The 23,921-nt window shown below is 63.3% G+C and carries 17 protein-coding genes and 1 pseudogene; 7 read left to right on the top strand and 11 right to left on the bottom strand.

The features are described 5' to 3' along the window. Positions 1-96: 96 nt before the first annotated feature. The 4 genes from VG320_RS30255 to VG320_RS30240 all read right to left on the bottom strand — a co-directional run bounded on the left by VG320_RS30255 (position 97) and on the right by VG320_RS30240 (position 3,343). The gene (locus VG320_RS30255; RefSeq protein ID WP_327203754.1) at positions 97-579 is read right to left on the bottom strand and encodes a low molecular weight protein-tyrosine-phosphatase; all 483 of its coding nucleotides are present in this window, start codon (positions 577-579) and stop codon (positions 97-99) included. A 143-nt stretch (positions 580-722) separates the two neighbouring features. After that, the gene (locus VG320_RS30250; protein ID WP_327203760.1) at positions 723-959 is read right to left on the bottom strand and encodes a hypothetical protein; all 237 of its coding nucleotides are present in this window, start codon (positions 957-959) and stop codon (positions 723-725) included. Positions 960-1,142: 183 nt separating this feature from the next. Next, a complete protein-coding gene (locus VG320_RS30245; RefSeq protein WP_327203753.1) occupies positions 1,143-2,582 on the bottom strand; it encodes a lactate utilization protein B in 1,440 nt (479 codons plus the stop codon). A gap of 38 nt (positions 2,583-2,620) precedes the next feature. Then, the gene (locus tag VG320_RS30240; protein WP_327203752.1) at positions 2,621-3,343 is read right to left on the bottom strand and encodes a (Fe-S)-binding protein; all 723 of its coding nucleotides are present in this window, start codon (positions 3,341-3,343) and stop codon (positions 2,621-2,623) included. A gap of 202 nt (positions 3,344-3,545) precedes the next feature. On the opposite strand from VG320_RS30240, the gene VG320_RS30235 reads away from it, so the two are divergent. Continuing rightward, the gene (locus tag VG320_RS30235; RefSeq protein ID WP_027814948.1) at positions 3,546-4,346 is read left to right on the top strand and encodes an IclR family transcriptional regulator; all 801 of its coding nucleotides are present in this window, start codon (positions 3,546-3,548) and stop codon (positions 4,344-4,346) included. A gap of 43 nt (positions 4,347-4,389) precedes the next feature. On the opposite strand, the gene VG320_RS30230 is transcribed toward VG320_RS30235, so the two are convergent. The 3 genes and pseudogenes from VG320_RS30230 to pbpG all read right to left on the bottom strand — a co-directional run bounded on the left by VG320_RS30230 (position 4,390) and on the right by pbpG (position 6,587). Continuing rightward, positions 4,390-4,914 carry a DNA-binding protein gene (locus VG320_RS30230; RefSeq protein WP_327203751.1) on the bottom strand — a complete coding sequence of 175 codons (525 nt, stop codon included), beginning with the start codon at positions 4,912-4,914 and terminating at the stop codon, positions 4,390-4,392. 11 nt (positions 4,915-4,925) lie between these two features. Then, positions 4,926-5,177, bottom strand: a pseudogene (locus tag VG320_RS30225) (hypothetical protein). A gap of 234 nt (positions 5,178-5,411) precedes the next feature. Continuing rightward, positions 5,412-6,587, bottom strand: a complete 1,176-nt coding sequence (gene pbpG / locus VG320_RS30220; RefSeq protein ID WP_327203750.1) for a D-alanyl-D-alanine endopeptidase — start codon at positions 6,585-6,587, stop codon at positions 5,412-5,414. Positions 6,588-7,349: 762 nt separating this feature from the next. Between pbpG and VG320_RS30215 the strand changes: the two genes are divergently transcribed. Further along, complete coding sequence (locus tag VG320_RS30215; RefSeq protein WP_327203749.1) at positions 7,350-7,922, top strand: phasin family protein; 573 nt, start codon at positions 7,350-7,352, stop codon at positions 7,920-7,922. Positions 7,923-8,230: 308 nt separating this feature from the next. Here VG320_RS30215 and lpdA read toward each other — a convergent pair whose 3' ends face one another. The 3 genes from lpdA to aceE form a co-directional block, all read right to left on the bottom strand. After that, positions 8,231-10,003 carry a dihydrolipoyl dehydrogenase gene (lpdA, locus tag VG320_RS30210; protein ID WP_327203748.1) on the bottom strand — a complete coding sequence of 591 codons (1,773 nt, stop codon included), beginning with the start codon at positions 10,001-10,003 and terminating at the stop codon, positions 8,231-8,233. 88 nt (positions 10,004-10,091) lie between these two features. Beyond that, the gene (gene aceF / locus VG320_RS30205; RefSeq protein ID WP_327203747.1) at positions 10,092-11,765 is read right to left on the bottom strand and encodes a dihydrolipoyllysine-residue acetyltransferase; all 1,674 of its coding nucleotides are present in this window, start codon (positions 11,763-11,765) and stop codon (positions 10,092-10,094) included. A 77-nt stretch (positions 11,766-11,842) separates the two neighbouring features. Then, positions 11,843-14,539 carry a pyruvate dehydrogenase (acetyl-transferring), homodimeric type gene (gene aceE, locus VG320_RS30200; RefSeq protein WP_327203746.1) on the bottom strand — a complete coding sequence of 899 codons (2,697 nt, stop codon included), beginning with the start codon at positions 14,537-14,539 and terminating at the stop codon, positions 11,843-11,845. A gap of 294 nt (positions 14,540-14,833) precedes the next feature. On the opposite strand from aceE, the gene fixL reads away from it, so the two are divergent. From fixL to VG320_RS30180, 4 genes are all read left to right on the top strand, one after another. Next, positions 14,834-17,350: an oxygen sensor histidine kinase FixL gene (fixL, locus tag VG320_RS30195; RefSeq protein ID WP_327203745.1), complete on the top strand. Its 2,517-nt coding sequence runs from the start codon at positions 14,834-14,836 to the stop codon at positions 17,348-17,350. Next, on the top strand, positions 17,347-18,003 hold the full coding sequence (fixJ, locus tag VG320_RS30190) for an oxygen response regulator transcription factor FixJ (RefSeq protein ID WP_103704021.1): 657 nt from the start codon (positions 17,347-17,349) through the stop codon (positions 18,001-18,003). Before fixL ends, fixJ begins: the two co-directional genes overlap by 4 nt. 318 nt (positions 18,004-18,321) lie before the next feature. After that, the gene (gene folD, locus VG320_RS30185) at positions 18,322-19,176 is read left to right on the top strand and encodes a bifunctional methylenetetrahydrofolate dehydrogenase/methenyltetrahydrofolate cyclohydrolase FolD (protein WP_327203744.1); all 855 of its coding nucleotides are present in this window, start codon (positions 18,322-18,324) and stop codon (positions 19,174-19,176) included. Between the two features lie 258 nt (positions 19,177-19,434). Then, positions 19,435-21,531, top strand: coding sequence for a M3 family metallopeptidase (locus VG320_RS30180; RefSeq protein WP_327203743.1), 2,097 nt, complete (start codon positions 19,435-19,437; stop codon positions 21,529-21,531). 69 nt (positions 21,532-21,600) lie between these two features. On the opposite strand, the gene VG320_RS30175 is transcribed toward VG320_RS30180, so the two are convergent. Then, the gene (locus VG320_RS30175) at positions 21,601-22,887 is read right to left on the bottom strand and encodes an amidohydrolase family protein (RefSeq protein ID WP_327203742.1); all 1,287 of its coding nucleotides are present in this window, start codon (positions 22,885-22,887) and stop codon (positions 21,601-21,603) included. Between the two features lie 202 nt (positions 22,888-23,089). Between VG320_RS30175 and VG320_RS30170 the strand changes: the two genes are divergently transcribed. After that, positions 23,090-23,785, top strand: coding sequence for an aspartate/glutamate racemase family protein (locus VG320_RS30170; RefSeq protein WP_327203741.1), 696 nt, complete (start codon positions 23,090-23,092; stop codon positions 23,783-23,785). Positions 23,786-23,921: the final 136 nt, after the last annotated feature.

The following is a 23,921-nucleotide window of genomic DNA, read 5'->3' as shown; positions in this document are numbered from 1 at the left end:
TACGGGTTATTACGCGACTGACGAAAAGGGAAAACGACGCAAAACGAACCTCGGGGTGCGCCGTCACGTTCACTTCACTTGCCTCACCACCCTGCCTCAACCCGCAAGCTGGGGGCGCAGAGCCGCCAGCAAGCCGTTGCAGGCAGCCTCGCACTGATCCAGCACCGCCTCGAAACCCGCTTCGCCGCCGAAATAAGGGTCGGTGACGACGCGCTCATCGGCGTTCGGTGCAAATTCCATCAGCAGGCGGATCTTGTCGCGCGCGGACACCGGCGCCACCTGCTGCAGCGCCGTGACGTTGGCATCGTCCATCGCCACGATCAGATCGAATGCGTCGAAATCCTCAGCGGCGATCTGACGGGCGCGCAGCACCGCGAGATCGTAGCCACGCCTGCCGCCCGCGCGCTGGGCGCGTTCATCAGGCGCCTCGCCGATGTGCCAGTTGCCCGTGCCGGCCGAATCGACCACCAGGCGATCCGTCAGACCCGCTTCGTCGACAAGCCGCCGCATCACGGCCTCAGCCGTGGGCGAGCGGCAGATGTTGCCGAGACACACGAAGCAGACAGAAACCTTTTTCATCGTTCGTTCTTGACGATAAACCTGGCAATAAATCTGGACTTGGGCGAACACTCGGGCGGCCAACCGGGCCAGCGAGCGGCGAATCCGCAATTATACAAAGCGCACGATTTGCGCGCTTGGCGTGACTCGACGCCAGGCGCGGCTCAAATCGCGCTCGCCTGCGGCAGCGGCGTCGCGCTGCGCAATGCCTTCACCGGGGCTTTCATGTCGGCGCCATCGTCAACCAGGCCGTACGACACGGCGCGCGCGAGTTCCGCGCTGACTTGATCTGCGGCGAGCGGGAATTGCTGCTCGGCGGTATTCCAGGCATGCAGCCATGCGACGGCGGCGAGCGGCACAATCAGCGCCAGCGGCCAATACACCACTATTTTCTTTTTCATGATGCGACTCTCTATCGACTGTGGGGCGATGAGGGCTCGGTACGCACTATCGCCAGTCGAAATGATATAGACGATCGCAATCAGGAAAAACCCGGCAAAGTCGAACACACTGTTGTCACAGATTAAACAGTGGCTCCATTGAGGTTGACGGCGCCCGGGCGGAGGCGCCGCTTTCACACGCGCTTACGATGGCTTTCGCGACGGGACGTTGGCGTCCAGATGGGTGTGGCGCGCTGCGTAGAGTTCGCGGAAGGTTCGCCCGACGGGCGCGGGCATATCGCGGCCATCGGTCCAGCCGCTCGCGAATGGCAGCTTGCGGATCATGCGCCCCGAGCCGCCCAGACGCTCCAGCACGCGCACGCCGATTTTGGTGAGCAACCCGTAAGCCGTGGGATGCAGGGCCAGCCAGCCCCACGCGGCCAGCGCGGCGCGCTCGCGCCACGGGCGCAAGCGACGTTCAGTCTGCTTTTCGCGCAGCTTGCGCAGCAGGTCGGACAGCGGAATGCCTACCGGGCAGACGCTGTTGCACTCGCCGCACAAGGTGGCGGCTTGCGGCAGATCCAGTGCCTTGTCGATGCCGACATAGCTTGGCGTGAGCACTGAGCCCATCGGCCCCGGGTAGACCCAGCCGTAGGCGTGACCGCCCACCTTCTGATAGACGGGGCAATGGTTCATGCAGGCGCCGCAGCGGATACAGCGCAGCATTTCCTGAAACTCACCGCCGATCAGCCCGGTGCGCCCACCATCGACGAGCACCACATACATATGCTCGGGCCCGTCCTGATCATCTGCGCCGCGGGGGCCCGTGAGCATGGAGAAATAGTTCGAGGTGGCCTGCCCGGTCGCCGAGCGTGGCAGCAGGCGCATGGCCGTGGCCAGGTCTTCGAGCGTTGGCAGGATCTTTTCGATGCCAGTGACCGCTACATGCACGCGCGGCATCACCGTGCACATGCCCTCGTTGCCCTCGTTCGTCACCAGTACGACCGAACCTGTTTCAGCGACGAGGAAGTTGCCGCCCGTCACCCCCATATCCGCCGATAGAAAATGGGGGCGCAATACTTCACGGGCCTCGCGCGTCATGTCGGGAATGTCGGTCAGGCGCGGCTTGTCGTGCGTGCGCGCGAACAGGTCGGCGATCTCGTCCTTATCCTTGTGGACGACGGGCGCAATGATGTGGCTCGGCGGCTCGTTGTTGTTGATCTGGAGAATGTATTCGCCCAGATCGGTTTCGATGGACTGCACGCCCATTTCCGCCAGCACGGAGTTGAGCTGCATCTCCTCCGACACCATCGACTTGGTCTTGATGACCTTGCGGACCTCATGGCGGCGCGCGATGTCGGCAACCAGTTTCGCCGCGTCGCGCGCCGTTTCCGCGAACAACACCGTGACGCCGCGCCGGGTGGCCTCGGCCTCGAACTGCTCGATCCAGGCGTCGAGATTCTCAAGCGCGCGATTGCGGCGCTCCTTGAGCGCGGCCCGCGTGGCCTCAAAGTCGATCGCCGTGATCGCCTCGGCGCGAGCGCTCACGAACTTGGTCGAGAGCTTCTTGAGGTTGTGCTGCAGGCGTTGGTCGGCCAGTTTCTGACCGGCGCGCGCCTTGAACTGCATCGAGGTGACTTGCATGGCGTGTGAGGGCGTGAGTTGTGGTGACGACCGCTGGCCTAGATATCGCCGGCCAGCACCTGGGCGATGTGCAGCACACGCGTGCTGTGGTCGCCGGTGCGACGCAGGCGCCCTTCGATGTTCAGCATGCAGCCCAGGTCGCCGAGCACCACCGTGCCCGCCCCGCTCGCCTGTACGTTCATGCATTTTTCGTCGGCGATCGCGGTTGAGATCGCGCCGTATTTGACTGCAAATGTGCCGCCGAAGCCACAGCAATGTTCGCAGTCTTTCATTTCCTGCACCTGCACGCCGCGTTGCGCCAGAAGCTCGCGCGGCTGCGCCTTCACGCCCAGTTCGCGCAGGCCCGCACACGAATCGTGATAGGTCACCGGCCCGCGGAACTCGCCTTCCGGGAGCGTCACGCGCGCGACATTCACGAGGAAATCCGTCAGCTCGAAAACGCGTTCGCGCAGCTTGCCGTAACGCGCCATCAGTTCGGGATCGTCACGGAACAGATCGCCGAAATGCACGCGGATCATGCCGCCGCACGAGCCCGAAGGCACCACCACGTAGTCGAACTGTTCGAATTCACGCAGCGTCTTTTCAGCCAGATCGCGCGCCAGCGCGCGCTCGCCGGAGTTGTACGCTGGCTGGCCGCAGCAGGTTTGCGCGGGCGGCACGATGACTTCGTAACCGGCCTCTTCGAGCAGTTTGAGCGTGGAAAAGCCAATTTCTGGACGCATCATGTCGATGAGACAGGTGACGAACAGACCGACTCGCATGGGAAATCCTCCTGAAAACCGTCCCCGATTATCCGATGTTTCGCCTTCCCCACCAACGCCGAACGTTCCCCGACGAGCGTTGCCGCAATGCAGCAGGCCCTTTCCGTTAGACGCTTACTTTTTTCACAATACGAGATACAATGAATTTCTGCTTGCCGCACCCACCCCGCGTCACACGAATCTGTATCCGGAATACGCCCCCATGACCGACACCAATCCAGATCCGAAGACCTCGATTCAGGTGATCGAGCGCATGATGCGCCTCCTCGATGCGCTCGCCGCACATACCGATCCAGTCAGCCTGAAGGAACTCGCGCAACGCACGGAACTGCATCCGTCCACCGCGCACCGCATTCTCAACGACATGGTGAGCTGCCGCCTGGTCGATCGCTCGGACCCGGGCACCTATCGCCTGGGCATGCGCCTGCTGGAGCTGGGCAACCTCGTGAAGGCGCGGCTTTCTGTGCGTGACGCGGCGCTTTCGCCCATGCGCGAACTCCATCGCCTCACAGGCCAGACGGTAAATCTCTCCGTACGCCAGGGCGACGAGATCGTTTATATCGAGCGCGCGTACTCGGAGCGCTCGGGCATGCAGGTGGTGCGCGCGATTGGTGGGCGTGCGCCCCTGCATCTGACCTCGGTCGGCAAACTCTTTCTGGCCGCCGACGAAGCGACGCGCGTGCGCGCCTACGCCACGCGCACCGGTCTTTCGGGCCATACGCGCAACAGCATTACCGACCTGAGCCGCCTTGAGCGCGAACTCGCGCATGTGCGCCAGGAGTCCTGTGCACGCGACAACGAGGAACTCGAACTAGGCGTGCGCTGCATCGCAGCCGGTATTTACGACGATACGGGCAAACTGGTGGCGGGCCTGTCGCTTTCCGCTCCCGCTGATCGTCTGCAGGATTCGTGGCTCGGGCAACTGAGCAAGACGGCGCTCACGATTTCGGAATCGCTCGGCTACCACGCCGAACCGGCCGAAGGTCACGTGCAGCCGGCCTGAGGCGCTGCTTCCCGGGCTTGCCTCAAACCCATCGCCCCCATCTTCAGGTCACAAGCTCGGCCAGCTGACGCTTGACGCGCGCATCGACCTCGCGCGCGTCCTTCGCCAGATTGACCTGCTTCGCCGTGCACGCCGTGTCGAGCAACGTGGCGTCGATGCTGTAGCCCTCACGCGCGCTGAGCCAGGTCAGGATGTCTCCCAGATGCCAGAGCGACGGACTGCCCTCGTGCACCGGCTGCGGGAAATCGGCAAAGTGCGCGAGCATCAGCTTGCGCATGTTCTGCCGCGACATGCCAGTCAGATCGGCCACATCGGTCAAGCCGACGAAATCCGGTGCGGCTTCGACAAGACGCGCCGACGGCACCGCTTCCTTCACGTTCTGCAACGCCGTGTAGATGGCAGCCCACGCGCTCTCGCTCTCGCGTGCGAATGCCAGTGCGATGCGCCCCGGCAGACCCACGCCGATGGTCGCGTCGTCGCAGCCTGCCTGCGCGAGTCGCTCGATCAGTTGTTCCTGATCGCAGTCTTCGGCCGACAGTTGATACTTGAGCGTAAAAACGTAGTTCATTGTCACTCCTGCTATGTAGCGCGCTGCACCTTGCAGTTATCGACCACGCGCTTCAGCAGATGTGCGTGATTGCCTGCGTTGCGCGGCGTGCTCCAGATGCTCGTGATACAGAATTCCCCGCACCGGCAGTCCACCTGGTTAGCGGAGCAATACATTCTTCCTCACGCATGACCGTTGCCTTTGCCTGGTCGTACTAACCGACCTTTTGATTCGGCGTAAGTCAGCGCAGCCTCGATCTCTTTCTTCGGATGCGATCGTCTCATTGGCAAACCCAGTGTATGCGCCGCCACTACGGTTGTCAATTGACAACCGTAGTGGCGGCAGTTCGCGTTCCCTGGACAGGCAACGCGCGTTGAAACACTGACGATTCTGCTGATGGCATCGCACGGCAAACAGTCGGCCGGATGGCGTAGGACGCGCCGTTGGTGGCCACAAAAACAAACGCCCCGCAAAAGCGGGGCGTTCGGAAAACTGATGGGTATGGCTGGCGTGGCGGGTCAGGTACCCGGACCGCCCGCGTCCGCGCTCGTGATGCGCGGCTGCTGGTCCGCGCCGCCGTTGTCGAGCCACGTGCGCACACGGGTCGCGTCGGCGAAGCGCGAATATTTGCCGCTCGAATCGAGCAGGACCATGATGACCGGACGGCCATGGATCGTCGACTGCATGACGAGGCACTCACCCGCTTCGTTGATGAAGCCGGTCTTCTGCAGGCCGATGTCCCACGACGAGTTACGCACCAGCGCATTCGTGCTGTTGTAGGCAAGCGTGCGCTTGCCCGTGTACACATCGTAGCTGTGATCGGTCGAGAACTGACGGATCATCGGGTACTGGTACGCCGCGTTCACCATCTTCACGAGATCGCGCGCGGTCGAGACGTTGTGGCTCGTCAGACCCGTCGAATTCTCGAAATGCGTATCGGTCATGCCGAGTTGCTTCGCCTTCGCGTTCATCGCCGCGATGAAGGCCGGACGGCCGCCCGGGTAGTAGCGCGAGAGCGCCGCAGCCGCACGGTTTTCCGACGCCATCAGCGCGATGTGCAGCATGTCTTCACGCGAGAGCACCGAGCCGACCGACAGACGCGAACCGGTGTTTTTCTCGTAATCGCGATCTTCGTCGGTGACTTCGATCTGCTCGGTGAGCGGCGCCTTCGAGTCGAGCACGACCATCGCGGTCATGAGCTTCGAGATCGAGGCGATGGGCACCACGGCGTGCGAATTCTTGTCGAAGAGCGGTTCGAGCGAGTTCTGGTCGACCACGTAGGCCACGCCCGAGCGCAGCATCAGCGAGTCTGGCGTCTCATGCAGGCCGAACGCCTGACCGACGGTCGGCTGACGCGGCTCGAACGCCACGCGGCGCACCGCCGTGTGGTGCCGGCCATTCATCGTGTAGCTGACGCGGCGCTTTTTCGCCGTCGGACGCGCATCGTCGTCCTTGGCGGCGACGGTGCGGGTTGCGCCCGCCTTCTTCGCAACCTTCGCGGGTGCGACGTCAGCCTTCTTGGTGGCCTTCTTGGCCTTCGCCGTTTTAGCGGCGGCGGTGTTCTGCGACGCAGCAAAAGCGCCCTCGGGCGCTAGCAGCGTCGCACTGATGGCCACGGAAACAGCCACCGACAGCGCGGTGCTGACAACCGATGAGGGCACCAGTTTGAACGACAGGAGCTTGTCGGATTTCATTGGTGTTCTGGATGAAGCGGCGGGATCGTTCGCCAAGTGTAGTAAAACCACGAAAAATTCGCAAATTGAAGCACTTATGGCTACTCGTTAAACCGAAATCTGGTTCTTGATTGAGCAGACCAATGTACTTCTCGCATTCGATGGAGTCAGACAATCGACCGGACGGCCCCACCCTGCCGCGCCTTGCGCCGACAACGTTTGCTGTCGCCTACGCATTAACGGCGCGCGTCATGGATAACTTTATGTGGGATAAATACCGAGGACGTTGCTCTGACATCCGTGCCGCCGAACCACGCGACGCGCAGTTCGACTGCAATAGAGACTTAACGTTCCATACAGGAATCTGGTGGACGCACCCTGGTGCATTCCCTGACAGACCTGACGGAGCCCGACGGCGCACCTAAAAAAACTCCGCAACGCGCCGTCAGACTCAATCTTGCCAGAACCAGCGCGCATATGCGCATCCTTGTCAGGCAAGGCGTAGAGCAAAATGATCGGCGGACATCATGCCGCAGCTCAGCGCAAATACCGTTCGCACCCTCATGCCACTAGCATAAGTGTTTGTTTAATAAAACTTTAATGCATTTGTGCGCCGCATCAAAAGTCCTTGACATTCGACTGAGCCGACCTAAAATCAGGTTCAATGCTGCGACGCACAAAGGCGCACCAGGCTGCACCCGGCGTCAGGCAGATCACCAGCGTCTTGCCACTTACTCCAGGCGACCCACCCTACGAGGCCGCCAACCATCCAGGAGCGTAAACATGAGTCTGCTGACCCCTGAGCAATTCGTCGCCGCACACAAAGCCAACCTCGAAACCCTGTTCGGTCTGACCGGCAAGGCATTCGAAGGCGTGGAAAAGCTCGTCGAATTGAACCTTCAGGCCGTTCGCTCGAATCTGGCGGAATCGCAGGAACAGGCGCAACGCGCGCTGTCGGCGAAGGATGCGCAGGAATTCTTCGCACTGCAGTCGAGCTACGCCCAGCCGCTCGCCGAAAAGGTCCTGTCGTACGGCCGCCACGTCTATGAAATCGCCTCGGCTACGCAAGCTGAGTTCGCGAAGGTCGCCGAAGCGCACTACGAAGAACAGAACCGCAAGGTTCAGTCGCTCGTCGACAACGTCGCGAAGAACGCACCGGCCGGTTCGGAAACCGCTGTCGCCGTGATCAAGTCGGCCATCAACGCCGCCAACACGACGTACGAAACGGTTCACAAGGCCACCAAGCAAGCCGTCGAAATGGCCGAAAGCAACTTCAATGCTGCCACCGCCGCCGCCAGCAAGGCTGCTGCGCAGGCTTCGCGCTCGGCTGCCGCCACTGCCAAGAAGCCGGCCTGAGCTTAAGTCAAAGCTCACCGTGCATTGACCGGGCGCGCCGCGAGCCGCTTGCAGGTTCCCGCCTGAACCTCGCGCGCGCCTGGCGCCGGATCTGACGCTCCGACATGCCGCCCGGCATGTCGCTTGCCCGGTCGCCGGCGGCCGGGAATCTTTTTTTACGCTCCGGCGCCTCTCGCATTACTGCGGCTCGCGCAGCAACATCGCGCTGACCAAAAGAAAACGGCGCACTCCTCGCGGGGTGCGCCGTTTTTTCATTCTTGCTGCTTTCACGCGCGCCGCTTCCTTCTGGAGAGCGGCGCGGCACGAATTTACTTCTTCTTTTGCGGCGGCAGGTCGGTACAGACGCCTTCGTACAGCTCGGCGGCCATGCCGACGGATTCGCCCAGCGTCGGGTGCGGGTGAATCGTCTTGCCGATATCGGTCGCATCCGCGCCCATTTCCACGGCGAGGCAGACTTCGCTGATCAGATCGCCGGCGTTCAGGCCGACGATACCGCCGCCGATCACACGATGCGTCTCTTCGTCGAAGATCAGCTTGGTGAAGCCCTCGTCGCGGCCATTGGCGATCGCGCGGCCCGAAGCGGCCCACGGGAACACTGCCTTGCCGTACTTGATGCCTTCGGCCTTGCACTGCTCTTCGGTCTTGCCCGCCCACGCCACTTCCGGATCGGTGTAAGCCACCGACGGAATCTGCAGCGCGTCAAAGTAAGCCTTCTCGCCATGCGCCGCTTCCGCTGCGACGTGGCCTTCATGCACGGCCTTGTGCGCGAGCATCGGCTGACCGACCACATCGCCAATCGCGAAGATGTGCGGCACGTTGGTGCGCTGCTGCTTGTCGACTTCGATAAAGCCGCGATCCGTCACCGCCACGCCAGCCTTGTCCGCGCCGATCTTCTTGCCGTTGGGCGAGCGGCCCACGGCGACCAGCACGAGGTCGTAGCGCTGCGCTTCGGCCGGAGCCTTTTCGCCTTCGAACGTGACGTAGATGCCATCGTCCTTCGCTTCGGCCTTCGTGGTTTTGGTCTTGAGCATGACATTCGCGAAGCGCTTCGCGTTGTACTTCTCCCAGACCTTCACGAGATCGCGGTCGGCGCCGGCCATCAGGCCGTCGAGCATTTCCACGACATCGATCTGCGCGCCAAGCGTCGAATAGACGGTGGCCATTTCCAGACCGATGATGCCGCCGCCGATCACCAGCATCTTCTGCGGGATCTGGCGCAGTTCGAGCGCGCCGGTCGAATCGACCACGCGCGGATCTTCCGGCATGAACGGCAGCTTCACGGCTTGCGAGCCCGCGGCGATGATAGCCTGCTTGAACTTGACGATCTTCTTGCCGCCCTCGCCCGCCACTTCCATGTGGTACGGATCGAGGAAGGTGCCCAGGCCCGTTACGACTTCGACCTTGCGCGCCTTGGCCATGCCGGCCAGACCGCCGGTGAGCTTCTTGACGACGCCCGACTTGAAGTCGCGCAGTTTATCGAGATCGATCTGCGGCTTGCCGAACGAGATGCCGTGCGACTCGAGCGCAGCGGCTTCGTCGATCACCAGCGCCGTGTGCAGCAGCGCCTTCGACGGAATGCAGCCGACGTTCAGACACACGCCGCCCAGCGTCGCGTAACGCTCGACCAGCACGGTCTTCATGCCGAGGTCGGCGGAACGGAACGCCGCCGAGTAGCCGCCAGGGCCTGCGCCGAGCACGAGCATGTCGCATTCGACGTCGGCGCTGCCGCTGAAGCTGCCAGCTTGCGGTGCCGGTGCTGCGGCTTTGGGTGCTTCAGCCGCCTTGGGCGCTTCGGCCTTCGGTGCCTCGGTCTTCGGCGCAGCAGCGGGGGCCGCCGCACCTTCCGACACCTCGACGATCGCGACGACGGTGCCTTGCGACGCCTTGTCGCCGGCCTTGATCTTCACTTCCTTGACGGTGCCCGCGACTTCGCTGGGCACTTCCATCGTGGCCTTGTCCGATTCGAGCGAGAGCAGCGACTGCTCTTTCTCGATCACGTCACCCGGCTTGATGTTGACTTCGATGACGTCGATGTCCTTGAAGTCGCCGATATCCGGCACTTTCACTTCGACGAGACTCATGGTGTCCCCTTCAGGAACGACCGGCCGCGCCCGCCGCGACGCGCATCCGGAAGATGCGGCGCGACGGTGCTGACCGGTCGGAGCGGTTTTACAGGATCACGCGGCGGAAATCGCCGAGGATCTGGCCGAGGTACGCGTTGAAACGCGCGGCAGCGGCGCCGTCGATCACGCGGTGGTCGTACGAGAGCGAAAGCGGCAGCGTCAGGCGCGGCACGAACTGCTTGCCGTCCCACACCGGCTTCATGGCGCTCTTCGAGAGGCCAAGAATGGCCACTTCCGGCGCATTGATGATCGGCGTGAAATGCGTGCCGCCGATACCGCCCAGCGACGAGATCGAGAAGCAGCCGCCTTGCATCTGGTCCGGCTTGAGCTTGCCGTCGCGCGCGAGCTTCGACAGTTCCGCCATTTCCTTCGCGATATCGACGAGACCCTTCTTGTCGGCGTCGCGGATCACCGGGACGACCAGGCCGTTCGGCGTGTCGGCAGCAAAACCGATGTGGTAGTACTGCTTGAAGACGAGGTTGTCGCCGTCCAGGCTCGCGTTGAACGCCGGGAACTTTTTGAGCGCGGCGACGCAGGCCTTGATGACGAACGCGAGCATCGTGAACTTGACGCCGGCCTTCTCGTTTTCCTTGTTCAGCTGCACGCGCAGCGCTTCGAGGTCGGTGATGTCCGCTTCGTCGTTGTTCGTGACGTGCGGGATCATGACCCAGTTGCGATGCAGGTTCGCGCCCGAGATCTTCTTGATGCGCGACAGCGGTTGCGTGTCGATCGGACCGAACTTCGTGAAGTCGACCTTCGGCCACGGCAGCAGGTTCAGACCTGCGCCGCCACCGGCAGCCGGGGCTGCAGCCGCAGTCGGAGCCGCCAGCGCGCCCGTCATCACGCCCTTCACGAACGCCGTGACGTCGTCCTGGGTGATGCGGCCCTTCGGACCTGTACCCGTGACGCGGCCGACATCGACGCCCAGATCGCGCGCGAACTTGCGCACCGACGGCGACGCGTGGCTCGCACGGCGCGAACCGCCTTCGCCTGCCGGGATGATCGGCGCTTGCGCGAGTGCCGACGGCGCGGCCGGCGCGGCCTTGGCGCTCGCGGCCTGCGGCGCGTCCGACGGCTGCTCGACCGGAGCCTTGGCAGCCGGTGCGGCTGCGGGTGCAGCGGCACCTTCGGCTTCGAGGACGATGATTTCCGTGCCTTCAGACACTTCGTCGCCGACCTTGACCTTGATTTCCTTCACGACGCCGGCCACCGGGCTCGGCACGTCCATCGTGGCCTTGTCCGACTCCAGCGTGACGAGCGACTGCTCTTTCTCGACACGGTCGCCCACCTTCACACCGATCTCGATGACGGGCACGCCCTTGTAGTCGCCGATATCGGGAACCTTGACGCTTTGCACGCCGCCGCTTGCAGCAGGCGCGGCAGCAGCCGGTGCGGGCGCTGCGGCTTGCGCAGGCGCGGCAGCCGGGGCCGCCTTTTCTTCCTTCGCGGCCGGTGCGGCAGCGGCAGGCGCAGCAGCGCCAGCGGCTTCCAGCACGAGGACCAACACGCCTTCCGACACGTTGTCGCCGACCTTGACCTTCACTTCCTTGACCGTGCCCGACGCGGGGCTCGGCACATCCATCGTCGCCTTGTCGGATTCCAGCGTGATGAGCGATTGCTCTTTCTCGACGGAATCACCCGCCTTCACCAGCACCTCGATCACAGGAATGTCCGTGTAATCGCCGATGTCCGGCACCTTGACTTCGATCGCTTGACTCATTGTTAGTGTCTCCGGGGCCGCATAAGAACGCCTCCCCGCTTCGGGGAGGCGCGCTTGCGATGCACAGGGGTGATGCGTTAGACGGTCATCGGGTTGGGTTTGGACGGATCGAGGTTGTACTTGGCGATCGCTTCGCCAACCACCTTACGCTCGATCTTGCCTTCATCCGCGAGCGCGTTGAGCGCCGCAACCGTCGTCCAGTAGCGATCGACTTCGAAGAAGTGACGCAGCTTCTCACGCGTATCCGAACGGCCAAAGCCGTCGGTGCCGAGCACCACGAACTTGCGCGGCACCAGACCGCGGATCTGGTCGACCAGCGCGCGAACATAGTCGGTCGACGCGATGATCGGGCCTTCCGTGCCCTTGAGCAGCTTCTCGACGTGCGATTCGCGGCGCGGCTCGGTCGGATGCAGCAGGTTGTAACGCTCGACTTCGTGACCTTCGCGGGCCAGTTCCGTGAAGCTCGGCACGCTCCAGAGGTCGGCTTCGACGCCCCAGTCGTTCTTGAGCAGGTCGGCGGCGGCGATCACTTCGTTGAAGATCGTGCCTGCGCCCATCAGCTGAACGCGCGGGCCCTTCGCCTTGGCGTCGCCCTTACGGAACGCGTACATGCCCTTGATGATGTCGGCGGCTACGGCCTCACCCTGCGGAATCGCCGGGTGCTCGTAGTTTTCGTTCATCACGGTGATGTAATAGAACACGTCTTCCTGGTCCTGCACCATGCGGCGCAGACCGTCCTGCATGATGACGGCGAGTTCGTAACCGAACGTCGGGTCATAGCTCACGCAGTTCGGCACCGAAGCGGCCCACAGGAGCGAGTGGCCGTCTTCGTGCTGCAGGCCTTCGCCGTTCAGGGTCGTACGACCGGCCGTGCCGCCCAGCAGGAAGCCGCGCGAGCGCATGTCGCCAGCGGCCCACACCAGGTCGCCGATACGCTGCATGCCGAACATCGAATAGAAGATGTAGAACGGGATCATCGTCTCGCCGTGCGTCGAGTACGACGTCGCGGCAGCGATCCAGTCCGACATACCGCCGGCTTCGTTGATGCCTTCCTGCAGGATCTGACCGGTTTCCGATTCCTTGTAGAACATCAGCTGGTCGGAATCTTCCGGCACGTACTTCTGGCCTTGCTGATTCCAGATACCGATCTGGCGGAACAGACCTTCCATACCGAAGGTACGCGACTCGTCCGGCACGATCGGCACGACGCGCTTGCCGATTGCCTTGTCCTTCAACAGGATGTTGAGGATACGCACGAACGCCATCGTGGTCGAAATCTCGCGGCCTTCGCCCGTGCCCTTGAGCAGCGGCTCGAAAGCGTCGAGCGCCGGCACCGGCAGCGACTCGGCCTTCTGGCGGCGAGCCGGCAGATAACCGCCGAGATCCATGCGCTTCTGGCGCATGTATTCGAGTTCCTTCGAGCCTTCCTCGAACTTGAGGTACGGCACGTCGACGATCTGCTCGTCCGTGATCGGCAGGCGGAACTGGTCGCGGAACTTCTTGAGCTGATCCACCTGCATCTTCTTCTGCTGGTGGGTGATGTTCATGGCCTGGCCGGCTTCGCCCATGCCATAGCCCTTGATCGTCTTCGCGAGGATGACGGTCGGCTGGCCCTTCGAGTTCGATGCCTCGTGGAACGCCGCGTAGATCTTGTGCGGATCGTGGCCGCCGCGGTTCAGGTTCCAGATGTCGTCATCGGACCAGTCGGCGACCAGCGCCTTGAGTTCCGGCGTATTGAAGAAGTGTTCGCGAACATACGCGCCCGACTCCGACTTATACGTCTGGTATTCGCCGTCGACGACTTCCATCATGCGGCGCATCAGCGCGCCCGTCTTGTCGCGTGCGAACAGCGCGTCCCAGCGCGAACCCCAGATGACCTTGATGACGTTCCAGCCGGCGCCACGGAACTCGCTTTCGAGTTCCTGGATGATCTTGCCGTTGCCGCGCACCGGGCCGTCCAGACGCTGCAGGTTGCAGTTGATGACGAACACGAGGTTGTCCAGACGCTCGCGGCCGGCCATGCCGATCGCGCCGAGCGATTCCGGCTCATCCGTTTCGCCGTCGCCGAGGAAGGCCCAGACCTTGCGGCCTTCGGTCTTCACGATGCCGCGCGCCTGCATGTACTTCATGAAGCGGGCCTGGTAGATCGCCATGATCGGGCCGAGGCCCATCGAGACGGTCGGGAACTGCCAGAAGTCCGGCATCAGCCACGGGTGCGGGTACGACGAAATGCCCTCGCCGCCCACTTCCTGACGGAAGTTGTCGAGCTGGTTTTCGGTCAGACGGCCAAGCAGGAACGCGCGCGAGTAGACGCCCGGCGACGAGTGGCCCTGCACGAAAATCAGGTCGCCACCGTGTTCCGGCGACGGTGCGTGCCAGAAGTGGTTGTAGCCGACGTCATAGAGCGTAGCCGCCGACGCGAACGAGGCGATATGGCCGCCCACGTTGGTGTGCTTGCCCGCGCGCAGGACCATCGCCATGGCGTTCCAGCGCGTGTACGAGCGGATGCGGTGCTCGATATCCTGGTCGCCCGGGTTCTTCGCCTGGGCCACGACCGGAATCGTGTTGATGTACGGGGTGTTGGCCGAGAACGGCAGATGTTCGCCATGCACGCGGGCGAATTCGATCTGCTTCTCGATCAGGTAGTGAGCGCGGTCGGGGCCGATTTTGGAGATGACGCCATCGAGCGCCTCCAGCCATTCGGCGGTTTCCTGGGGATCCTCGTCCTTGTCAGCAGCAACGTACTTCAGGACTTCGTCGGGTACAGCGGACATGCTCGTCTCCTGGATGTAGGGGAACGCTGTTGATCGGACCATGCGGGCGGACGCGAGGAACGTGACCGGGCCGACCGCAGCAGCTTTGCGGGCGATTGTAATTAGCCCGTCCGCGTTCGCGCAAGGAAATTTTCGAATTGCGGGATGGGATTTTATAATGCGAAAAATTGTTGCAGCGCACGCTGAATCGTTCGCGCCCCTGTGTCGATATCGGCCAGTTTGAACCGGTTTATCGGCGATTTATCGCTTTTTTCGCGGCATTTCCGTGTCTTACGCTGAGCTACAATCCTTGCCATGTTGACCGAACGGCTTTTCGCACGCTCGGCGCGGCCGCCCGGTTCGCCCGGCGACACGTCGCCGTCCCGCTGGCACCACGGACCGTGGTGGTCGAATTCCTATTTGCTGACGCCGCTCCTGTCGATCCTGGTGTTCCTGATCGTCATGAGCCTGATCTTGTGGAGCCTGAACCGCCGCGAGCAGCAACAGCAGGAAGACACGCTCTACCGCAACGTCGCCTGGGCCCAGCAACAGATCCGCCTGTCCATGACGGGCGCGCAGGAGCAATTGCAGGCGCTCTCGCGCGATCTCGCCACCGGACACTCCGACCCGCAGTATTTCCAGACGTCCACCACGGACATCATGCAGGGTCATCCGGAAATCCTTTACCTGAACTGGTACACGAGCCAGCAGGAGCCGCGCTGGCCCAATACGGCCATGCCGGTGTTCGGCCAGCGCCTGGCCAAGCCCAACGATTCGCAGATGGACGAGGCCGTAAAGGCGGCTTTCGCCGAAGCCCGCTCGTCGCGCCGCCAGGTCTATTCGCCGCTCATTTACGACGACGTCGGCAACGGTTACATCACGCTGCAGACACCGGTATACCGCGATCGGGAATTTCTCGGCACGATCGCGGCCGTGTTCTCGGTCGAAGGCATCCTGAAGCACGACATCCCGCCCGAGCTGTCGGCCAAGTACAAGATTTCGATTCTCGACGCGAACAACCGCGAACTCGCCACTACGTCCACACGTCCGCGCCTGCCGCGCGACGTCTACTACGACCTGCCGCTCGATCCGCCGGGCCAGGGCGTGTCGGTGCGTGTGTACTCGTATCCGCAGATGACCAACTTCACGAACAACACACTCGTGTGGCTGGTCGCGGGGCTGTCGTGTTTCGTGCTGTGGAGCCTCTGGAGCCTGTGGAAACACACGCGCCAGCGCTTCGAGGCGCAGCAGGCGCTCTATGCGGAAGCGTTCTTCCGCCGCGCGATGGAAAACTCGGTTTTGATCGGCATGCGCGTTCTCGACATGCATGGCCGGATCACGCACGTCAATCCGGCGTTTTGTCGCATGACGGGCTGGGATGAAAGCGATCTGGTGGGCAAGAACGCGCCGTTCCCCTACTGGCCGCGCGACGCCTACCCCGAAATGCAGCGCCAGCTCGACATGACGCTGCGCGGCAAGGCGCCCTCCTCGGGGTTCGAGCTGCGCGTGCGCCGCAAGGACGGCTCGCAGTTCCATGCGCGCCTGTACGTTTCGCCGCTGATCGACAGTTCGGGCCGCCAGACCGGCTGGATGTCGTCGATGACCGACATCACCGAACCCAAGCGCGCGCGCGAAGAACTCGCGGCCGCCCACGAGCGCTTCACGACGGTGCTGGAAAGCCTCGACGCGGCGGTTTCCGTGCTGGCCGCCGACGAAGCCGAACTCCTGTTCGCCAACCGCTACTACCGTCACCTGTTCGGCATTCGTCCAGATGGCCATCTGGAACTGGCGGGCGGCGGCGGCTTCGATTCGGCCAGCGCGTCTTCGGATTCGATCGATATGGTGGACGCCTACGCGGGCCTGCCGGCCACGGCACTCACCGACAGCGCCGCCGACGCGCAGGAAATCTACGTCGAAGGCATCCAGAAGTGGTTCGAAGTGCGCCGCCAGTACATCCAGTGGGTGGACGGCCATCTCGCGCAGATGCAGATCGCGACCGACATCACCACGCGCAAGCAGGCGCAGGAACTGGCCCGCCAGCAGGACGAAAAGCTGCAGTTCACGAGCCGCCTGATGACGATGGGCGAAATGGCTTCGTCGCTCGCGCACGAGCTGAACCAGCCGCTCGCCGCCATCAACAACTACGCCTCGGGCACGGTCGCGCTGGTGAAGTCGGGCCGCGGCGCGCCCGAAAACCTCTTGCCCGCGCTCGAGAAAACGGCACAGCAAGCCGTGCGCGCCGGTATGATCATCAAGCGCATCCGTGAATTCGTGAAGCGCTCCGAACCGAAGCGCCAGGCCGCGCGCGTGGCCGACATCGTCGCCGACGCCGTGGGTCTGGCCGAAATCGAAGCGCGCAAGCGCCGTATCCGCATCGTGACCGACATGCGCTCGCGCATGCCTGTGATCTACGTCGATCCGGTGCTGATCGAGCAGGTGCTCGTCAACCTCCTGAAAAACGGCGCCGAAGCCATGGCCGACGCGCGCCCGAATGCGGTGGATCCGGTGATCCGCGTAATCGTGAAGCGCGAAGGCGGCAACGTCTGCATCAGCGTGGTGGACCAGGGCCCGGGCGTGGACGAAGCCACCGCCGAGCGCCTGTTTGAACCGTTCTACAGCACCAAGTCCGATGGCATGGGCATGGGGCTGAATATTTGCCGCTCGATCATCGAATCGCATCGCGGGCGCCTGTGGGTGGTCAATAACATTGAAGCTGACGGCCACATCAGCGGCGCCACGTTCCATTGCAGTCTGCCCATCGGCGAATCGGATCAGCCTTCGAGGGACGGCACCGACGAACCGACTCCACAAACCGTTACGGGAGAGCCATGAACAGCCCAGTCACCACCCAGGAAACCGTCTTTGTTGTGGACGACGATGAAGCCGTACGCGACTCCCTGCGCTGGCTGCTTGAAGCGAATGGCTATCGCGTTCAGTGCTTCACGAGCGCGGAAGAATTCCTCGACGCCTATCAGCCCGCGCAGCAGGCCGGCCAGATCGCCTGTCTGATTCTGGACGTGCGCATGCAGGGTATGAGCGGGCTCGAGTTGCAGGAGCGCCTGATCGCCGACAACGCCTCGCTGCCGATCATCTTCGTGACCGGTCACGGCGACGTGCCGATGGCCGTGTCCACCATGAAGAAAGGCGCGATGGACTTCATCGAAAAGCCGTTCGACGAAGCCGAACTGCGCAAGCTGGTCGAGCGCATGCTGGAAAAGGCCCGCAGCGAAAGCACCAACGTGCAGCAGCAGCGCGCGGCAGCCGAGCGTCTGGGCAAGCTCACGGCGCGCGAGCATCAGGTGCTGGAGCGCATCATCGCCGGCCGCCTGAACAAGCAGATCGCCGACGACCTGGGCATCAGCATCAAGACCGTGGAAGCGCACCGCGCCAACATCATGGAAAAGCTCAACGTGAACACGGTCGCCGACCTGCTTCGCCTCGCGCTCTCCAACAAGCCGCAGCAGGCACAACAGCCGCAACAATAATCCTGCCGTTCTCCGGGCCTCGCGGCGGTTCATGCCGATGCGAGGTCTGCGATTTCCCTGGTGTCCCCACATCGCGGCGCGCATCACTTCAGCGCGGACCGCCGCGCTAGCCTCACCCCACGCTTGATTCCTGTCCCGTCCGGCCATCGATCAGTCCTGGCGCGACAAGTCACGCCCGTCTGCCGGTTATAATGTCGGCCTTCGCAGCAGCGCCCGCTGTGCGCGACGCCGGGTCTTCAAACCGTGGTGTACGCGCAATCGCCCTCCCGTCCACGCGGGCGCGCTCCCAGCTTTGCCACACTCGATTCTCGACCGACCATGACTGCCACTCTCATCGACGGCGTTGCCCTCTCCAAGAAACTGCGCGCCGACGTCGCCACGCGCGCTGCCGCCCTCACCGCCCGCGGCCATCAGCCGGGCCTCGCGGTCGTGCTGGTCGGCGACAACCCGGCCAGCGAAGTCTATGTGCGCAACAAGATCAAGGCGTGCGAGGACAACGGCCTGCATTCGTCCTACGACCGCTATCCGGAAACGCTTTCGGAAGCCGATCTGCTCAAGCGCATCGACGAACTGAACAACGACCCGAAGATCCACGGCATCCTCGTGCAGTTGCCGCTGCCGAAGCACATCGACAGCCACAAGGTCATTGAAGCGATCGCGCCCGAAAAGGACGTCGATGGCTTTCACGTCGCCAACGCTGGCGCGCTGATGACGGGCCAGCCGCTGTTCCGTCCCTGCACGCCCTACGGCGTGATGAAGATGTTCGAGGAGTACAGCATTCCCCTCGAAGGCGCCAACGCCGTGGTGATCGGCCGCTCGAACATCGTCGGCAAGCCGATGGCGCTGTTGCTGCTCGAAAAGGGTGCAACCGTCACGATCTGCCACAGCAAGACGCGCGACCTCGCGAAGCACACGCGTGACGCCGACATCGTGGTGGCCGCCGTGGGCAAGCGCAACGTCCTGACCGCCGACATGATCAAGCCGGGCGCGACCGTGATCGACGTGGGCATGAACCGCGACGACAACGGCAAGCTGTGCGGCGACGTCGATTTCGCGGGCCTGAAGGACAAGGCCGGCTTCATCACGCCGGTTCCTGGCGGCGTTGGCCCGATGACGATCACGATGCTGCTCGTCAACACGATCGAAGCGGCGGAGCGCGCGGCAGGCGCGTAAGCGCAGCGTCGATCCCCGCCAGGTAGAAAGAAAGCGGCCCCATGCGGGCCGCTTTGCTTTTTGGGGCGCGGCGGTGCTCCAACGGTGCGCCGATCCCGCCACCCCGCCCCGACTTCTGTTAATTTGCTCGGATAACCCGGTTGGAAAGTGCATACCGCGCCCCAATAACCGTTTTATCGGGGCGTGCGCTGCGCTCCGGCCCCACACAGTGCGAAAATCGCATGCGAATCAACCGCGACAGAAGGAACAGGACGCATCATGGCAATTACTTCCTCCGATAATCCGCTGCTCGATTTTTCCGGCCTGCCGCGCTTTGGCGAGATCCGTCCCGAACACGTGACGCCCGCGCTGGACGTGCTGCTCGCCAACGCCAGCGCCGCCGTCGAACGCGCGGCCCAGCCGATGACGCCCGCGCAATGGAGCGACGTGGTCGAACCGGTCGAGCGCGTCACCGAACCGCTCTCGCGCGCCTGGGGTGTGATCGGCCATCTGAACGCCGTCGCCGACACGCCCGAACTGCGGGCCGTCTATGGCGAAAACCTGCCGCGCGTGACCGAGTTCTGGTCAAGCGTCGGCCAGAATCTCGCCCTGTACGAAAAGTACAAGGCCATCACGAATCACAACTCGTTCCAGTTGCTCACGAGCGAGCGCAAGAAGATTCTCGATAACGCCCTGCGCGACTTCCGCCTCTCGGGCGCGGAGCTGCCCGAAGACCAGAAGCCGCGTTTCGCCGAGCTGCAGGAACGTCAGGCCGCGCTCGCGAAGGCGTTCTCGGACCACGTGCTGGACGCCACCAACGCCTACGCCTTCTACGCCACGGACGAAAGCGAACTGGCAGGCCTCCCCGAAGACGTGATCGCCGCCGCGCGCGAAGCCGCCGAGCGTGAGAACAAGGAAGGCTACAAGTTCACGCTGCACTTCCCCTCGTATTTCCCGGTGCTCCAGTACTCGGAAAACCGCGCGATGCGCGAGACGATGTACCGCGCCTATGTCACGCGCGCATCGGAACTGGGCCCGGTCTACGGCGGCGGCAAACCCGAATGGGACAACACGGCAATTGTCGACGAGCAACTGAAGCTACGCGCCGAAGAAGCGAAGATGCTTGGCTACAACAACTTCGCCGAAGTCTCGCTCACGCCGAAGATGGCCGAAACGCCCGCGCAAGTGATGAGCTTCCTTGAAGACCTCGCCACGCGCGCACGTCCGCATGCGGAAAAGGACTGGCAGGAACTGCGCGAATTCGCCTCCAGCGAACTCGGCCTCACGCAGCTCGAGCCGTGGGACATGGCCTTCGCGGCGGAACGCCTGCGCCAGAAGCGTTATTCGTTCTCGGAAAACGAGGTCAAGCAATACTTCCCTGAAGACTTCGTGCTCAAGGGCCTCTTCAAGGTCACGGAAACGCTCTTCGGTGTGCGCATTCGCGACGACAGCGCGCCGGTCTGGAACGACGATGTGCGCTTTTTCCGCGTCGAGAACGCCGACGGCACGCTGGTCGCGCAGTTCTATCTCGACCTGTACGCACGCGAAGGCAAGCGCGGCGGCGCGTGGATGGACGACGCACGCTCGCGTCGCAAGCTCGACGCGAACGGCGTGCAGACGCCGGTGGCCTACCTCACCTGCAACTTCTCGGCGCCGGTGGGCGGCCGCCCGGCCTGCTTCACGCACGACGAAGTCATCACGCTGTTCCATGAATTCGGCCACGGCCTGCACCACATGCTCACGCGCGTGGACGAACTGTCGGTGTCGGGTATCAACGGCGTGGAGTGGGACGCGGTCGAACTGCCCTCGCAGTTCATGGAGAACTTCTGCTGGGAGTGGGACGTCCTGACCGAAATGACCTCGCACGTCGAAACGGCCAAGCCGCTGCCGCGCGAACTGTTCGACAAGATGATCGCCGCGAAGAACTTCCAGAGCGGTCTGGGCACGCTGCGCCAGATCGTGTTCTCGATGTTCGACATGGCGCTGCATGTGGACTTCGACGCTTCGAAGGGCAAGACCGTCAACGACCTCGCGCGCGAAATCAACGAGCGCTATCACGTGATTGCGCAGGCGCCGTTCTCACGCTGGCCGAATACGTTCAGCCACATCTTCGCGGGCGGCTACGCGGCGGGCTACTACAGCTACAAGTGGGCCGAAGTGCTGTCCGCCGACGCCTACGCGGCCTTCGAGGAAGCCGCCGCGGCCGCGAAGTCGAGCGTGCTCGATCCGGCCACCGGCACGCGTTATCGCCAGGAGATTCTGGAAGTGGGCGGCAGCCGCCCGGCGATGGAATCGTTCAAGGCGTTCCGCGGCCGCGAGCCGAATATCGACGCGCTGCTGCGTCACAACGGCATGGAGCAGCCGCCGGCGCATTAAGCGTCCGAGTCGCCTGAAAAGCTGAAAACCGCGCACTTTGATGCGCGGTTTTTTTATGCGCGCGGCGCTTTATCGATGCAGCTTGAAATCGACGCTATCAGGACGGCCTTCGAGCGCAAGCGTCGCGCGCTGTGCGGGTTGCCGGCTCACCACCTTGCCCCGGCTCACTACCGCGAGGCGCGCCGCGCGCAGCCGGATCGCCTCGATCGGATCGCGTGCGTCGAGCACCACCAGATTCGCCGCGCAACCCGGCGCGAGGCCATAGCCTTCGAGGCCGAGAATCTGCGCGGGATTGACCGTCACCGCATCGAAACAGGCCCGTGACGCTTCCACGCCCGTCATCTGCGCCACATGCAGGCCCATCTGCGCGACTTCGAGCATGTCGCCCGAGCCGAAGCTGTACCACGGGTCCATCACGCAATCGTGGCCAAACGCGACGGTCACGCCCGCGGCCATCAGTTCAGGCACGCGCGTCATGCCGCGGCGCTTCGGATAGGTATCGGCGCGTCCTTGCAGCGTGATGTTGATGAGCGGATTGGCGATCGCCGCCACGCCGGATTCGCGCATCAGCGGAATCAGCTTGCTCACGTAGTAGTTGTCCATTGAATGCATCGACGTGAGATGCGAACCGGTCACGCGGCCATGCAGGCCGAGCCGATGCGTTTGCGCCGCAAGCGTTTCGATATGGCGCGAGAGCGGATCGTCGGACTCGTCGCAATGCATGTCGACGCGCAGGCCCTTTTCCGCGGCGAATTCGCACAGCAGCCGCACCGATTCCGCGCCATCGGCCATGGTGCGTTCGAAATGCGGAATGCCACCGACCACATCGACGCCCATCGCGATCGCGCGTTTGAGATTGTCGAACGCACCCGCACTGCGCAACACGCCATCCTGCGGAAAGGCCACCAGTTGCAGATCGAGATACGGCGCGACGCGGCGCTTCACTTCAAGCAATGCCTCGACGGCCAGCAGCCGCGGATCGCAGACATCGACGTGCGAGCGGATCGCCAGCAGCCCGCGCGCGACGGCCCAATCGCAGTACTGGAGCGCACGCTCGACCAGCGCCTCCTGGGTCAGATGCGGCTTGAGCTCGCCCCACAGCGCAATGCCCTCCAGCAACGTGCCCGACGCATTCACGCGCGGCAGTCCATAGGAAAGTGTCGCGTCCATATGGAAGTGCGCGTCGATGAAGGGCGCGCTCACAAGCGAACCCGCGGCATCGATTTCTTCTCGCGCCTGCGCGTCCAGGCGCGCTTCGACAGCGGCGATACGGCCCGCCTCGATGCCGATATCGACCGTGGGATGCCCGGCGGGATGCCCATGCGCAAGCACGGCGCGGCGAATGATCAGGTCCATGTGCGACTCCTTTGCTGGCGTCTTGTTGTGTTCCGATTCTATCGGTGCCAGAAATCAGCGGCCAGTTGGTGCGTACCTGACTGTCCGGAATCTGTCCCCTCGCCGTATCGTGACACCCGCACGCAACCGTACCTGTACAGCTTAAACAGCAAGCCTATACTCGTGCGGACACTTCAACCTTTCGCGCACGCGCGTACACGCAATGAAGACAATCGGTGTGATTGGCGGCATGAGTTGGGAATCGTCGGCGGAGTACTACCGCCTGCTCAATAGCGAAATGAAGGCGCGCATGGGCGGCCATCACAACGCGCGCAGCCTGATGGCGACGGTCGATTTCGCCGAGATCGAAGCCTTGCAACGCGCGGGCGACTGGGACGCGCTGGGCGTGCTGATGGCGCAGGCGGCAAGCCAACTGGAGCGCGGCGGCGCGGATATCGTGCTGCTCGCGACCAATACGATGCATCGCGTGCGAGCGGCGATCGAAGCGGCCATCGCTATCCCCTTCCTGCATATCGCCGATCCGACGGGCGAGGCGTTGCGCGCGGCCGGTGTGACGCGCGTTGGACTGCTGGGCACGCGCTATACGATGGAACAGGATTTTTATGTGGGGCGGTTGCGCGAAGTGCACGGCATCGAAGCGATCGTGCCCGATGCCGGCGAGCGCGATAACGTGCACGGCATCATCTACGACGAGTTGTGCCACGGCATTGTGAAAGATGGATCGCGTGCGGTGTATCAGCGCGTGATCGATGCGCTGGCTGAGCGTGGCGCGCAGGGCGTGATACTTGGCTGCACGGAAATCACGCTGCTGATTAGCGCGGCGGATTCGTCCCTGCCGGTGTTCGACACCACCGCCCTGCATGCGAAGGCGGCGGTGGATTGGGCGTTGAAGGCCTGACTGACGCGCTTACTGCGTCGATACGTCCGTCGATGCACGCAGATTGAAACGCTTGCCGTCGAATGCGTAATAGTACGTGCCGTGTTCCGCACGCTCGTTGCGGCTCCCGTGAATGACCAGCAGGCAACTATCGGCG

This window comes from Paraburkholderia sp., assembly GCF_035948235.1.
In the GTDB taxonomy this organism is placed as follows: Bacteria; Pseudomonadota; Gammaproteobacteria; order Burkholderiales; family Burkholderiaceae; genus Paraburkholderia.
Note: the sequence above shows the minus strand (reverse complement) of the source record. Positions and strands in the feature narration are given on the sequence as shown.

What these genes read in the sequence shown, in the direction of transcription:
- VG320_RS30175 (WP_327203742.1), bottom strand. Translation starts at nt 22,887, where the DNA reads ATGGACCTGATCATTCGCCGCGCCGTGCTTGCGCATGGGCATCCCGCC.
- VG320_RS30255 (WP_327203754.1), bottom strand. Translation starts at nt 579, where the DNA reads ATGAAAAAGGTTTCTGTCTGCTTCGTGTGTCTCGGCAACATCTGCCGC.
- aceE (WP_327203746.1), bottom strand. Translation starts at nt 14,539, where the DNA reads ATGTCCGCTGTACCCGACGAAGTCCTGAAGTACGTTGCTGCTGACAAG.
- lpdA (WP_327203748.1), bottom strand. Translation starts at nt 10,003, where the DNA reads ATGAGTCTCGTCGAAGTGAAAGTGCCGGATATCGGCGACTTCAAGGAC.
- aceF (WP_327203747.1), bottom strand. Translation starts at nt 11,765, where the DNA reads ATGAGTCAAGCGATCGAAGTCAAGGTGCCGGACATCGGCGATTACACG.
- VG320_RS30230 (WP_327203751.1), bottom strand. Translation starts at nt 4,914, where the DNA reads ATGAACTACGTTTTTACGCTCAAGTATCAACTGTCGGCCGAAGACTGC.
- fixL (WP_327203745.1), top strand. Translation starts at nt 14,834, where the DNA reads ATGTTGACCGAACGGCTTTTCGCACGCTCGGCGCGGCCGCCCGGTTCG.
- VG320_RS30235 (WP_027814948.1), top strand. Translation starts at nt 3,546, where the DNA reads ATGACCGACACCAATCCAGATCCGAAGACCTCGATTCAGGTGATCGAG.
- VG320_RS30170 (WP_327203741.1), top strand. Translation starts at nt 23,090, where the DNA reads ATGAAGACAATCGGTGTGATTGGCGGCATGAGTTGGGAATCGTCGGCG.
- VG320_RS30180 (WP_327203743.1), top strand. Translation starts at nt 19,435, where the DNA reads ATGGCAATTACTTCCTCCGATAATCCGCTGCTCGATTTTTCCGGCCTG.
- VG320_RS30245 (WP_327203753.1), bottom strand. Translation starts at nt 2,582, where the DNA reads ATGCAAGTCACCTCGATGCAGTTCAAGGCGCGCGCCGGTCAGAAACTG.
- VG320_RS30250 (WP_327203760.1), bottom strand. Translation starts at nt 959, where the DNA reads ATGAAAAAGAAAATAGTGGTGTATTGGCCGCTGGCGCTGATTGTGCCG.
- VG320_RS30240 (WP_327203752.1), bottom strand. Translation starts at nt 3,343, where the DNA reads ATGCGAGTCGGTCTGTTCGTCACCTGTCTCATCGACATGATGCGTCCA.
- fixJ (WP_103704021.1), top strand. Translation starts at nt 17,347, where the DNA reads ATGAACAGCCCAGTCACCACCCAGGAAACCGTCTTTGTTGTGGACGAC.
- folD (WP_327203744.1), top strand. Translation starts at nt 18,322, where the DNA reads ATGACTGCCACTCTCATCGACGGCGTTGCCCTCTCCAAGAAACTGCGC.
- VG320_RS30215 (WP_327203749.1), top strand. Translation starts at nt 7,350, where the DNA reads ATGAGTCTGCTGACCCCTGAGCAATTCGTCGCCGCACACAAAGCCAAC.
- pbpG (WP_327203750.1), bottom strand. Translation starts at nt 6,587, where the DNA reads ATGAAATCCGACAAGCTCCTGTCGTTCAAACTGGTGCCCTCATCGGTT.